Genomic DNA, 12,462 nt, shown 5'->3' on the forward strand with positions numbered 1-12,462 from the left:
GGGTGATCTCAAGCGCGCCGTTGGGAGTTCTCGGGCCGGTCCGGCGGTTCGCCATCTGGACGTCGGGACTGCGCCTGATGTCGGTCCTTTCGCCGTTCGTGACCGGGTCCTGATAGCGGTCATTCGTCGTGAACTACTTAAGTGCTGTTAATAGCGGGGCGTCTTTAACCTAGAACCGGACGCCGAACAGTCCCCCAGCTTCATCGTCCGTAAGACGGGGGTCTATGATAAACGGTTCTGGATCAAAAATTGACTCTCCGGTGGCGGTTTCCTCGGTCTTGATTTTGTCGAGGTCGTCGGAGTTCATCGCGACGATATACTGTATGCCAATTTCGCGGGATCTCTGCTCGGCAAAGCTGAGCGCAAGACCGATTTGGCGTCCGTCTACACCGTCAAAGATATGGCTGTCGTGGATCAGAAAGCCTGGCGAGCGGTCGTATCGCTTTGCCGCTTGGGCAAGCATCCAATCGAAACAGAACACCTGCATGTGGCTTTTGCCACCACTCTTCTTTCCGACGATATCCGTGTCAATTTCGAGACCGCCTACACCCTTAGAGCGCCCGATGATCAAGTTACCAGGTTCGTCGTAGAGATATCTAGAAACGTCGGCAAAGGCTTGGACAGCAAACTTTCGGACGTCCTCGCGCTCCAACACGTCGCGTCCGATTAGTTCCACCTGCTCGCCAATTTGCCGCTTAAGACGAGCCTGATCCTCAATCACATCACGAAGGCGCGGGATTTGTTGGTTGAGGTCCGCCATCTCTCTTTCAAGGGCGGTCAGTTCGGACTGCATCAACGTCATTCGATCAATTGCGATGCCCGAGCGCAGGATCGCCATTTTCTCCTTAAGGGCCTTCTGCAGGCGGTCAATCTGAGTTCGCCGGTCCTTTATGCGCTGTAGTGCCCGAGTCTTCTCGTCGTTCAGCTGCGCGCGTCGATTTTCAGTGAGCTTTCTATGGAATTCAGTCACTTCGTCGAACCGGCGCTTGACATGGTCGGCGAAGAAAATACCAACCTGCTCGTACATTGTTTTCACATCAGCAAGTTTCGCTTCTTCGACCTCTTGCAAAGCCAGATTGATATTCTCGTTAAGGTCAAGATCCCGCAGATTTGCTTCGTTCAAGTCTCGGATTTCAGCGGCAATTCCATTGGCGATCTGCTGATGGTCTCGATAGCCGTCGACGACTTCCATCGAAGCGATCTCGCCGCGCTTTCTTTCCACCTCAACCTCAAGAATGTCGAGGCGAGATTGCATCTTGTTCAGATCGAGCGCGCCATTGGAAAAGTAACCTTCGCGGATCATTCCAACAAGGTTGTCGGCCTTCTTCTTTTCTTCTTTGAGCAGTTGGAGTTTTTGCACTAGACGCCAGTCGAAGCCGAGAAGGTAAGCGAGATTGACCTGACTATCCCAAGCGCTTTGGTCAGATGAGTTTAAGGCTGGGCTATTAAAGGCCCCGTTTCTCGCCTTTCGTACAAAAAATGCGAACAATGCACCGAACTTGGGTGAATATATGCTTCCCGCGTCCTCGTCAGTTAACCCGAACCACTGCCGCGCAAGCCTTGACCGAAGCTCTTTAAAATCAATTGAGACGCCGTCAAGGAAGGCCTCATCTTTATCCTTGCCAGGATTCGTCCTCCGTTCGATTGTAAATTGGTGCTTGGCCTCGCGAAACCTCGCTCCGAATGTTCGGCTCACCAAGATTTCTTTGTGAAAATCGTCGTCAGGGTTCTTTCGATCCTGCACTAGCAAGTGGATCAGCTCGACCATGCTGGTCTTTCCGGTACCATTGCGAGTGTCGCGTGCACTCGAGGCCTCATGCCTCTCAGCCAGCAGGATGCTCATCCCCGGTTTAAATGTCAGGGTTCTGAAACTCGGCAGGTTGCTGTAGATTTCAGTGATCATTGGTTGAGCTTCTTAAGCACGCCCGCCTCTAGGCGCACCGCACCGACTGCATATAGGAAATCAACCGCAAGCAGAAACCAGTCGAATTCGATCGTCGTCATTTCATACTCTGACCGACGCGCCTGGATGTCATAAAACAGTGTAGAGACGGTCTTTGGGCGATCCAGTTCCGCCAACACCTCTGCGCCCACCCCTAAAAGTGCATTTTCAATCTTGATGTGCTTCGTGGGCAAAAGCATCAGGACACCGGCACGTTTTCGAAAACGTCGCAGGAATCAAAGAAATAGGTTATGATGACGTGAGAGGCTGCGACTTCTTCCGACGTCGCGGTGATTCGAACATAATCGCACAACTTGAAAAAAATATCGTCAGGATCGTATCCAAGGTCGACGAGCTGAAGATATTTTTCACGCATAGCAGACTGGATGACGCTAACCGCTGCCGGATTGCTTTGACCGTCTAGGAACCGGCCCACTACATCCACATTGCTCCGGGCCCTGCGGATATCGAATTTCGATGCCTCGCTAAGCCGATTGAATTCCAGCTTAGCCCTATCCGGTATTTCGCCAAACTCCGTTGAACCGAATTGCTTCCCACGTTCGGTGATGATCCGCTTTAGGAGAGGACGAATATGCTCCATCTGCACCCCTTCGATATTCAGGGCGGCCTTTGGATAAAGGTGGATCAGTTGCTGCAGAGATAGTTTGTCATGCAACTCGTCTTTCAGGAATCGCCGCGAGCCTGAGAGGAATTTGATGCTCGGATAGGCTTTCCGCAGCTCTTCGATCTTATCGCTCGCCGAGGTTGGCAACCCAGCATCGTTGTTATGAACGAAGTGCCAAACTTTCATCGTTGGCCAAAACTTGACCACCTCCGGGAATGAATCTGCCATCTTTGTCGCAGCATTGCTCGCAAATTTTGCAGGCGACTCAGGCGCATAGCACTGGAATATAGTTTCAGTGGAGAGACGTCGGCCGTCACTCTTCTTGTCGCCTTTCGGTCCACCTGCCTTAATGAGTTCGAAGTCCCCGCCATAGACGCATGCAGCCATCGTGGCGAACCATTGTTCGAAGCCGGTCTGATTGAGGGAATTGAAATTGAGGTCGAAGAACAGGTCGAAGTCAGATTTGTTTTTCATTCTATGACCCGGCCAGAAAGTATGATTCTCGTCCGGAATGTGCTCATAATGGTTGTAGTTTGTGAAGTGATCACTCTGGCTATGTGGTGGACAAGGCCGCGAAATTTTACAGAATAGCGAGAGATCCCTGCCGTCGAGGGACGCAGTGTTCGCTATCTCTGCCAAAAGAAGTTGCTATGGGATAGCGAATGATAGTTGTAAAACTATTTCCCAGTCCAGCTGATGGTGGATAGTCCGCTCTCGGCCCCGTCACGCCGACAGGTGGTGTGCCGGAAACGACAGCTTTCGAGCAGTTATCGGTGACCGTGAACGTCCGCAATGGAATCGGTTGCCGAACGGTAGCTTTCGTTTGTGCAGGCCCGAAACCAGACCGTCAGGAAACGGCCCCAAGGCTGCCAGTCAGCAGCGCGCATTTTTCAGCCAAGTGGAATCATTTGGCGTCGCAGAAATGCGCTAAGACAAATAGATGGAGCCGGATGCCAGATCAATCTGAACATATCCCGCTCTACTCGGGGCGGCGATAGGCCTGGACTTCGCCCGGTTCGCTCAGGCTTTGCAGGGTGCCGGGTGCGGCGCCGCCGATCCAGCCCAGCACCGAGCGGGCGAGTTCGGCGCCGGCCAGTCGGAAGTTCTCGTTGACGACCAGCAATTCGCTGCGAAACAGGTGCAGAAGCTCCGACGATTGTTTGGACACCACATCGACATCGCGGCCAAGCTTGAGGCCGGCGTCTTCGATGCCGGCGACGATGGCGAGCGTCGCGGCGGCGGCGCTGCTGATGAAACCGTCCGGGCGGCTTTCGCGGCGCATCAGCTGCGCGGTCCGCATTCTGATCTGCTCGATCGAATGATCGATCGAAACGGTGTTGAACGGAATCTCGCTGGCGCCGACCTCGCTCAGCGCATCGGCAAAGCCTGCGAGCGTGTGGCCGTGATAGGTCAGCTCGACCGGCGGCGCCAACAGAGCCAGGCGGCGACGGCCGAGGCCGGCCAGATGGCGCACCGCCTCGGCTGCGAAAGCGTAATTGTCGAAATCATGGTAGGGATGGATCAGCCCCATATCGGTGCGGCCATGCGTGGCAAAGGGGATGCCGCGCTCCAGCATATAACGGGCCCTCGGATCGTTCGGCTGCGTGCGCGAAATGATGACGCCGTCGGCTGAACCGGTTTCCACGAGGTAGCGGATCGGGTCGAGCGGATCCTGCGAGCGCGAGTAGGGTGTCACGATCAAATGGTAGGGCGTGTCGGCAATGACTTCGGAAACGCCGTAGATGATATCCGAGACAAAGCTCATGATCTCGTGCTCGGTGTTGAGCACCAGGCTGATGACATTGGTCTTGCCGGTGCGCAGGCGGACGCCGGCACGGTTGGGCCGATAACCGATCTGCTTGGCGACAAGCTGGACGCGCCGCCTGGTCTCGGCGCCGATCTCGGGCGCATCCTTTAGCGCGCGCGACACGGTGGTGACGCCCAGCCCGGTCATGAAGGCGAGCGTCTTCAGTGTCGGCCGGCCCCGGCCCGACGCTTCGTCGGCCTTCTCTTTTTGATGCCTGTTCATTCATCCCGCCCCGTCAGGCGCATAGCAGTTGCCGGGCAGGCCGGCAATCGGCGGGCCGCGGGTACGCCGCGGGCCTTCACCGAATGAAACCGCTATATACTGAAACGTTACAGATTGTCACTGCCATGGCGATATCACTGGTGACAGGCGCAAAACGAGCGGCACTCCGGTCGGCGCAAAAAAGAGCGACAGAAGGCGCTTTTCCGGTTTTCTGGCGTCGCAGCATTGCATTTTGCAGTGCAACCCCTCTTGTTGCGATGCGGTAGGCCGACGAGCCGCGCGATTTTATTCGCGCTTCGAAAAAACTTGATGCCACCTTCGCCTGAGGGGTTGCGCGCCTCAAGCAATTGCCGTATCGAAAATCTGTAACGTTTCAGATTCTGGGAGGAACGAAATGCGATACCAACTCATGACTGCTGCGCTGGCTGCGACGGTCGCGCTGCAATTTGCCGGCCCGGCGGCCGCGACGGATCTGGAAGTCACCCATTGGTGGACCTCCGGCGGCGAGGCGGCAGCGGTCGCCGAACTCGCCAAGGCTTTCGACGCAACCGGCAATCACTGGGTTGACGGCGCCATCGCCGGCTCCGGCGGCACGGCGCGGCCGATCATGATCAGCCGCATCACCGGCGGCGACCCGATGGGCGCGACCCAGTTCAATCACGGCCGGCAGGCGGAAGAATTGGTGCAGGCCGGGCTGATGCGCGACCTCACCGATCTCGCCACCAAGGAAAAGTGGACGGAAATCGTGCAGCCGAAGAGCCTGCTCGACGGCTGTACCCTCAACGGCAAGATCTATTGCGTGCCGGTCAACATCCACTCCTGGCAGTGGCTGTGGCTGTCGAACGCGGCCTTCGAAAAAGCCGGCGTGCCGGTGCCGAAGAACTGGAATGAATATGTCGCTGCGGCGCCCGCGCTTGAAAAGGCAGGCATCCAGCCGCTAGCGGTCGGCGGCCAGCCCTGGCAGGCCTCGGGCGCTTTCGACGTGCTGCTTGCGGCGGTCGGCGGCACCGACGCCTTCCTCAAGGTCTACAAGGACAAGGACGCGGAATTCGCCGCTGGGCCCGAGGTCGCCAAGGTCTTCAAGGCCGCGGACGATGCCCGCAAGATGGCCAAGAACACCAATGTGCAGGACTGGAACCAGGCCACCAATCTGGTCATCACCGGCAAGGCGGGCGGCCAGATCATGGGTGACTGGGCGCAGGGCGAGTTCCAGGTTGCCGGCCAGACCGCCGGCAAGGACTATACTTGCCTTCCGGGCCTCGGTCTCAACGAGGTCATCGCCACCGGCGGCGACGCTTTCTACTTCCCGCTGCTGAAGGATCCCGAAAAATCGAAGGCACAGGAAGTGCTGGCCCACACGTTGCTCGATCCCAAGACGCAGGTCGCCTTCAATCTCAAGAAAGGTTCGCTGCCGGTGCGCGGCGACGTCGACCTCAAGGCGGCGAACGACTGCATGAAGAAGGGGCTCGAAATTCTCGCCAAGGGCAATGTCATGCCGTGGACCGACCAGCTGCTTTCGCAGGATACGCAGAAGCAGAAGGAGGATCTGTTCTCCGAGTTCTTCGCCAAGCAGGACATGACCGTGGAAGATGCGCAGAAGCGCTTCGCCGCCATTGTCGGTTCGGCCGATTGAGCGATCGACCGACCGCCTCACTCCCGCCCCTGCAAACGCAGGGTCGGGAGCTCGGGTCAAGGCCTCTTGACCCTCCCGCCCTTACCCGATCCAGCGCGGCTGTGCAGATGAGCAAGAGCGAACGCCCTAGCCAACTCTTTCGCAACCTCAATGCGAAAATCGCCTCGATCCCAATGATCCTCACCGCGCTGGTGATCTTTGTCGGCGGCAGCGCGTGGACGGTGCTTTATTCCTTCACCAGTTCGAAGCTCCTGCCACGGCTGAATTTCGTCGGGCTCGACCAGTACTACCGGCTGTGGTCGGTGCCGCGCTGGCTGGTCTCGATCGAGAACCTGCTGATCTACGGCGTGCTGTCGCTGGTGTTCTCGCTGGTGATCGGCTTCCTGCTTGCCGCCCTGCTCGACCAGAAGATCCGGTTCGAGGACACGTTCCGGACCATCTTCCTCTATCCCTTCGCCCTCTCCTTCATCGTCACCGGCCTTGTCTGGCAGTGGCTGCTCAACCCCGAATTCGGTGTCCAGGCAGTGGTGCGCAGCCTCGGCTGGACGAGCTTCAGCTTCAATCCGCTCTATGATTCCAGCATCGTCATCTACGGCATATTGATCGCCGCTCTCTGGCAAGGCACCGGGCTCATCATGTGCCTGATGCTGGCGGGCCTGCGCGGCATCGATGAGGATATCTGGAAGGCCGCGCGGGTCGACGGGATACCGACCTGGAAGACCTATCTGTTCATCATCATACCGATGATGCGGCCGGTGTTCATCACTACGCTCGTCATCATCGCTGCCGGTATCGTCAAGATCTATGACCTGGTTGTCGCCCAGACCAGCGGCGGACCCGGCATAGCCTCCGAAGTCCCGGCCAAATATGTCTATGATTACATGTTCTTCGCCCAGAACCTCGGTCAGGGGTTCGCCGCTTCGACGATGATGCTGCTGTCGGTGATCATCGTCATCGTGCCGTGGGCCTATCTCGAGTTCGGAGGCAAGAAGCGTGTCTGACCAAGCCGTTTCATTGCCCGCCATTGCCGGCGCCGGCGGGCTCGAAGCCTACGGGCCGAGCGGACCGAAGCCGCGCCACACGTTCTCGCGCCGCAACATCTTCCTCTACGGCACGCTGATCGTGGTTGCGCTCTACTATCTTTTGCCGCTCTACGTCATGGTGGTGACGTCGCTCAAAGGCATGCCCGAGATACGCCTCGGCAACATCTTCTCGCCGCCGATGGAGATCACCTTCGAGCCGTGGGTCAAGGCCTGGTCGAGCGCCTGCACCGGGCTCAATTGCGACGGGCTGTCGCGTGGTTTCTGGAATTCGGTGCGCATCACGATCCCGTCGGTGATCCTGTCGATCGCGCTCGCCTCGGTGAACGGCTATGCGCTGGCCAACTGGCGCTTCAAAGGTGCCGACACCTTCTTCATCATCCTGATCGTCGGCGCCTTCATTCCCTATCAGGTGATGATCTATCCGATCGTCATCATCCTGCGCGAGGTCGGCCTTTACGGCAGCCTCAGCGGCCTGGTGATCGTCCATTCCATCTTCGGCATGCCGATCCTCACACTGTTGTTCCGCAACTACTTTACCTCCATGCCGGAGGAGCTGTTCCGGGCAGCGCGTGTCGACGGCGCCGGCTTCTGGGGCATTTATTTCCGCATCATGCTGCCGATGTCGCTGCCGATCTTCGTCGTCGCCATCATCCTGCAGGTGACCGGCATCTGGAACGACTTCCTGTTCGGCGTCGTCTACACCCGCCCCGACACCTATCCGATGACGGTGCAGCTCAACAACATCGTCAACTCGGTGCAAGGCGTGAAGGAATACAACGTCAACATGGCAGCCACCATCCTGACCGGCCTGGTGCCGCTGATCGTCTATTTCCTGTCCGGAAAATTGTTTGTGCGCGGCATCGCCGCCGGCGCGGTGAAAGGATGATGGCGATGAACGCAAACGGCAGCATTGCGGCAAACGGCACCAGCGTCTCGATCCAGAACCTGTCGCTGAATTTCGGTGCGATATCGGTGCTGCAGACGCTCAACCTCGATGTTGCCGAAGGCGAATTCATCGTGCTGCTCGGCCCGTCCGGCTGCGGCAAGTCGACCTTGCTCAACTGCATTGCCGGGCTGCTCGACGTTTCCGAAGGCCGCATCTTCATCAAGGGCAAGAACGTCACCTGGGAAGAGCCCAAGGATCGCGGCATCGGCATGGTGTTCCAGTCCTACGCGCTCTATCCGCAGATGACGGTGGAGAAGAACCTGTCGTTCGGGCTGCGCGTTGCCGGCCTCGCCAAGGACGAGATCGCCAAACGCATCGCCCGGGCCGCCGAGATCCTGCAGATCGAACCGCTTTTGCATCGCAAGCCGGCGGCGCTGTCCGGCGGCCAGCGCCAGCGCGTGGCGATCGGGCGCGCACTTGTGCGTGACGTCGATGTCTTTCTGTTCGATGAACCGCTCTCCAACCTCGACGCCAAGCTGCGCGCGGAATTGCGCGTCGAAATCAAGCTGCTGCATCGCAAGCTCGAGAACACCATGATCTACGTCACCCACGACCAGATCGAGGCGATGACGCTGGCCGACCGTATCGCAGTGATGAAGGGCGGCGTCATCCAGCAGCTCGATGCGCCGCAGACCATCTATAACCGGCCGGTCAACCGGTTTGTCGCCGGCTTCCTCGGCTCGCCGGCAATGAACTTCCTCGACGGCAGACTGGAGCAAGCGGCAGGCGACTGGCACTTCGTCGCCGATGATGTGCGGATACCGCTTGCCACCTATGCTTTCGAGAAGGAGCCGGTGCCAGGGCCGGCCGTGTTCGGCATCCGCCCCGAGCACGTGGCGTTCAACAGCGGCACGGGATGGCCGTTCGCAGCCACGGCAAATGTCGAGGTCGTCGAGCCCATGGGTTCCGACACGCTGGTCTGGCTGAAGCTCGCCGGCCAGAATTTCACGGTGCGGGTGACAGCCGAGCGCACGCCAAACAACGCCGAGGCGGTCGGCATCGGTTTTGACCCGATGCGCGCCTCGCTTTTCGACGCCGCCACAGGTAACCGCCTCTAGAGCATGATTTAGCCTCCCAAGACTCTTCCACTCCCCCAAGACTCATCCCCCAAAACTAACCATCCACAAGAAAACGGACAGAGACGATGAACTGGTCATTCCAACTTTACAGCGCCCGCAATTTCCAGCCCTGGGAGGGCGTGCTCAAGATGCTGGGGGAGCTTGGTTACAGCCAAGTCGAAGGGTTCGGCGGCGTCTATGACGATCTCAAGGCGTTCCGTGCCGAGCTCGACAAGAACGGGCTCGCCATGCCGACCGGGCATTTCTCGATCGACGCGCTCGAGAAGGATTTCGACGGCGTGCGCAGGACGGCCGACGCGCTCGGCATCACGCTGCTCATCTGCCCGTTCCTGAACGCCGAGTTCAGGCCGGCCGACACAGCCGGCTGGCGCGGCTTCGGCGAACGCCTGGCCAAGGTCGGCGAGACGGCCAGGAAAGCCGGCTATGGCTTTGCCTGGCACAACCATGATTTCGAGTTCAAGGCGCTTGCCGACGGCTCGGTGCCGCAGGACCATATCCTGTCCTCCGCGCCCGACATCGGCTGGGAGATGGACGTCGCCTGGGTGGTGCGCGGCGGCGTCGATCCGCTGCCCTGGATCGAGAAGCACGGCAAGCGCATCGTCGCCGTCCATGTCAAGGACTTGGCCAAGCCGGGCGAGGGCCTCGACGAGGACGGCTGGTCCGACGTCGGCCACGGCACCATCGACTGGCCCGGCCTGATCAAGGCGCTACGCGCCAAAAGCGCCGCAAAATACTACGTCATGGAACAGGACAATCCCAACGATATCGAGCGCTTCGCCCGCCGCTCGATCGCAGCCGCCAAGACCTATTAGGAGCACATCAGCATGGCAACAAAACTTGGCATCGGCGTCATCGGCTGCGGCAACATCTCGAAGGCGTATTTCTCGCTGGCGCCGCTGTTTCGCGGCATCGAGATGCGCGCCTGCGCCGACATCAACATGGAAGCGGCGAAAGCGCGGGCAAAAGAGTTCAAGCTGCGCGCCGAGACCGTCGAGGGGCTGCTCAAGGCCGACGATATCGACATCATCGTCAACCTGACCATTCCGGCGGTGCATTACGAGGTGTCGAAGCAGATCCTCGACGCCGGCAAGCACGTCTATTCGGAGAAGCCCTTCGTGCTGTCGGTCAAGGAAGGGCTCGACCTGAAGAAACGGGCGGAAAGCAAGGGGCTGCGCATCGGTTCGGCGCCCGACACCTTCCTCGGCGGCGCGCACCAGCTTGTCCGCGACCTGATCGACACCGGCAGGCTCGGCAGGATCACCAGCGGCACCTGTCATGTGATGAGCCATGGCATGGAGCATTGGCACCCCAATCCGGACTTCTTCTTCCAGCCGGGCGCCGGGCCGGTGCTCGATATCGGACCGTATTACATCACCAACCTGATCCAGCTGATCGGGCCGGTGAAGCAGGTCGCGGCCTTCGCTTCGATCCCGATGACGGAACGCATCATCAGCTCGAAGCCGCGCGCCGGCGAAAAGATCCCGGTCTCCACGCCGACGACGATCCACGGCGTGCTGGAATTCGAGAACGGCGCCATGGTGACGCTCAACACCAGCTGGGATGTCTGGAGCCATGGCCACGCGCCGATGGAACTCTATGGCGAGGCGGGCACGGTGTTCGTGCCGGATCCGAACTTCTTCGGCGGCGAAGTGCGCTACACCGAAGCCGCCAAACCGGTGAAGAAGCTGCCGAAATGGCCGCATCCGTTCGGCGTGCCCAACGAGATGCATTCGCAAGGCATGATGGCCAACTACCGCACTGCCGGTTTGGCCGACATGGCGATCGCGATCAGGGAAGGCCGGCCGCACCGCTGCTCGATGGAACTGGCGCTGCATGCCGTCGACGTCATGACCGGCCTGTTGCGTTCGGGCGAGACCGGAAAGTTCGTCGCCATGCAGACCAGCTGCGAGCGGCCCGCGGCACTCGGCGTCAAGGCGGCGAAGGAGCTGCTGGCGAAGAAGAAAACCAAGTAGGCGGCGCACCTCCCAAGCACCGCAAAAAGCCTCTCCCCGTTTGCGCGGGGAGAGGCTAAGGGTGGCAAGCTCGACCGCCCCACTGTCGCGGCGGCAGCCGTCGGGCTCGTTTCGATTTGAGGATTTCCCATGCCGTATGTCCCCGCCGAAAACCGCTACGACAAGATGGTCTACAATCGCTGCGGGCGGTCCGGCCTGAAGCTGCCGGCGATCTCGCTTGGGCTGTGGCACAATTTCGGCAACGACACGCCGCATAGAACAAAGCAGGCGATCGCGCGCAAGGCGTTCGATCTCGGCATCACGCATTTCGACCTCGCCAACAATTACGGCCCGCCGCCCGGCTCGGCGGAGCAGGCGTTCGGCGAGATCCTGCGGACGGACTTTACCGGTTATCGCGACGAGCTGATCATCTCGACCAAGGCCGGCTACGAAATGTGGGCAGGACCTTATGGCGAATGGGGCGGCCGCAAATATGTCCTGGCCAGCCTCGACCAGAGCCTGAAGCGGATGGGGCTCGACTATGTCGACATCTTCTATTCGCACCGCTTCGACCCCGACACCCCGCTGGAGGAAACGATGGGCGCGCTCGATCACGCGGTGCGCTCGGGCAAGGCGCTCTATGCCGGCATTTCCTCCTATAATTCGCAGCGCACCCGCGAGGCCGCCGACATATTGAAGCAGCTCGGCACGCCTTGCGTGATCCATCAGCCGAGCTATTCGATGCTCAACCGCTGGGTCGAGGATGATGGCCTGCTCGATACGCTGGAGGGGCTTGGTGTCGGCTCGATCGTGTTCTCGCCGCTGGCGCAAGGCATGCTGACCGAAAAATATCTCGGCGGCATCCCCGATGGCAGCCGCGCCAGCCAGGGCAAGTCGCTGCGCCCGGCATTCATCAACGACAAGTCGATCGCCAATATCGAGGCGCTGAACGTCATCGCCCGTCGCCGCGGCCAGACGCTGGCGCAGATGGCGCTGGCCTGGGTGCTGCGCCGGGGCAGGGTGACGTCGGCGCTGATCGGCGCCAGCCGGCCGGAACAGGTCGAGGATTGTGTCGGCGCGCTGAAGGCGCTCGACTTCAGCGATGCCGAGCTCGCCGAGATCGACACCTTTGCCCGCGAGTCGGATATCAATCTCTGGGCGGCATCGGCCGAGCGCAAGGGGCCGCCGAGGAAGTAGGCGACGACGGCATCCG

The 12,462-nt window shown here is 59.7% G+C and carries 11 protein-coding genes; 7 read left to right on the forward strand and 4 right to left on the reverse strand.

Going from position 1 to position 12,462, the window contains the following annotated elements:
* Window positions 1–169: 169 nt before the first annotated feature.
* The 4 genes from NKI18_RS02615 to NKI18_RS02630 all read right to left on the reverse strand — a co-directional run bounded on the left by NKI18_RS02615 (window position 170) and on the right by NKI18_RS02630 (window position 4,596).
* A complete protein-coding gene (locus NKI18_RS02615; RefSeq protein ID WP_352616550.1) occupies window positions 170–1,903 on the reverse strand; it encodes a DUF2326 domain-containing protein in 1,734 nt (577 codons plus the stop codon).
* On the reverse strand, window positions 1,900–2,142 hold the full coding sequence (locus NKI18_RS02620) for an ABC-three component system middle component 6 (RefSeq protein ID WP_202325396.1): 243 nt from the start codon (window positions 2,140–2,142) through the stop codon (window positions 1,900–1,902). The genes NKI18_RS02615 and NKI18_RS02620 overlap by 4 nt, the downstream gene beginning before the upstream one ends.
* Complete coding sequence (locus tag NKI18_RS02625; RefSeq protein WP_352616547.1) at window positions 2,142–3,041, reverse strand: ABC-three component system protein; 900 nt, start codon at window positions 3,039–3,041, stop codon at window positions 2,142–2,144. The genes NKI18_RS02620 and NKI18_RS02625 overlap by 1 nt, the downstream gene beginning before the upstream one ends.
* Window positions 3,042–3,546: 505 nt before the next feature.
* Window positions 3,547–4,596 carry a LacI family transcriptional regulator gene (locus NKI18_RS02630; protein WP_352616544.1) on the reverse strand — a complete coding sequence of 350 codons (1,050 nt, stop codon included), beginning with the start codon at window positions 4,594–4,596 and terminating at the stop codon, window positions 3,547–3,549.
* A 394-nt stretch (window positions 4,597–4,990) separates the two neighbouring features.
* Here NKI18_RS02630 and NKI18_RS02635 point away from each other — a divergent pair, with 394 nt between their 5' ends.
* From NKI18_RS02635 to mgrA, 7 genes are all read left to right on the forward strand, one after another.
* The gene (locus tag NKI18_RS02635; RefSeq protein WP_352616542.1) at window positions 4,991–6,229 is read left to right on the forward strand and encodes an ABC transporter substrate-binding protein; all 1,239 of its coding nucleotides are present in this window, start codon (window positions 4,991–4,993) and stop codon (window positions 6,227–6,229) included.
* Between the two features lie 107 nt (window positions 6,230–6,336).
* Entirely contained in the window at window positions 6,337–7,230 is an 894-nt protein-coding gene (locus NKI18_RS02640; RefSeq protein ID WP_352616539.1) for a carbohydrate ABC transporter permease, read from the forward strand.
* Window positions 7,223–8,158 carry a carbohydrate ABC transporter permease gene (locus tag NKI18_RS02645; RefSeq protein WP_352644084.1) on the forward strand — a complete coding sequence of 312 codons (936 nt, stop codon included), beginning with the start codon at window positions 7,223–7,225 and terminating at the stop codon, window positions 8,156–8,158. The genes NKI18_RS02640 and NKI18_RS02645 overlap by 8 nt, the downstream gene beginning before the upstream one ends.
* A gap of 5 nt (window positions 8,159–8,163) precedes the next feature.
* Complete coding sequence (locus NKI18_RS02650) at window positions 8,164–9,276, forward strand: ABC transporter ATP-binding protein (protein ID WP_352456789.1); 1,113 nt, start codon at window positions 8,164–8,166, stop codon at window positions 9,274–9,276.
* A gap of 86 nt (window positions 9,277–9,362) precedes the next feature.
* A complete protein-coding gene (locus tag NKI18_RS02655) occupies window positions 9,363–10,109 on the forward strand; it encodes a sugar phosphate isomerase/epimerase family protein (protein WP_352616535.1) in 747 nt (248 codons plus the stop codon).
* A gap of 12 nt (window positions 10,110–10,121) precedes the next feature.
* Entirely contained in the window at window positions 10,122–11,270 is a 1,149-nt protein-coding gene (locus NKI18_RS02660; protein ID WP_352456787.1) for a Gfo/Idh/MocA family protein, read from the forward strand.
* A gap of 129 nt (window positions 11,271–11,399) precedes the next feature.
* Window positions 11,400–12,446: an L-glyceraldehyde 3-phosphate reductase gene (mgrA, locus tag NKI18_RS02665; protein WP_352616533.1), complete on the forward strand. Its 1,047-nt coding sequence runs from the start codon at window positions 11,400–11,402 to the stop codon at window positions 12,444–12,446.
* Window positions 12,447–12,462: the final 16 nt, after the last annotated feature.

This window comes from Mesorhizobium sp. M0800 (assembly GCF_040320095.1).
Lineage (GTDB): Bacteria > Pseudomonadota > Alphaproteobacteria > Rhizobiales > Rhizobiaceae > Mesorhizobium.

Coding starts and splice junctions, on each gene's coding strand:
- NKI18_RS02615 (WP_352616550.1), bottom strand. CDS start 1,903: ATGATCACTGAAATCTACAGCAACCTGCCGAGTTTCAGAACCCTGACA.
- NKI18_RS02620 (WP_202325396.1), bottom strand. CDS start 2,142: ATGCTTTTGCCCACGAAGCACATCAAGATTGAAAATGCACTTTTAGGG.
- NKI18_RS02625 (WP_352616547.1), bottom strand. CDS start 3,041: ATGAAAAACAAATCTGACTTCGACCTGTTCTTCGACCTCAATTTCAAT.
- NKI18_RS02630 (WP_352616544.1), bottom strand. CDS start 4,596: ATGAACAGGCATCAAAAAGAGAAGGCCGACGAAGCGTCGGGCCGGGGC.
- NKI18_RS02635 (WP_352616542.1), top strand. CDS start 4,991: ATGCGATACCAACTCATGACTGCTGCGCTGGCTGCGACGGTCGCGCTG.
- NKI18_RS02640 (WP_352616539.1), top strand. CDS start 6,337: ATGAGCAAGAGCGAACGCCCTAGCCAACTCTTTCGCAACCTCAATGCG.
- NKI18_RS02650 (WP_352456789.1), top strand. CDS start 8,164: ATGAACGCAAACGGCAGCATTGCGGCAAACGGCACCAGCGTCTCGATC.
- NKI18_RS02655 (WP_352616535.1), top strand. CDS start 9,363: ATGAACTGGTCATTCCAACTTTACAGCGCCCGCAATTTCCAGCCCTGG.
- NKI18_RS02660 (WP_352456787.1), top strand. CDS start 10,122: ATGGCAACAAAACTTGGCATCGGCGTCATCGGCTGCGGCAACATCTCG.
- mgrA (WP_352616533.1), top strand. CDS start 11,400: ATGCCGTATGTCCCCGCCGAAAACCGCTACGACAAGATGGTCTACAAT.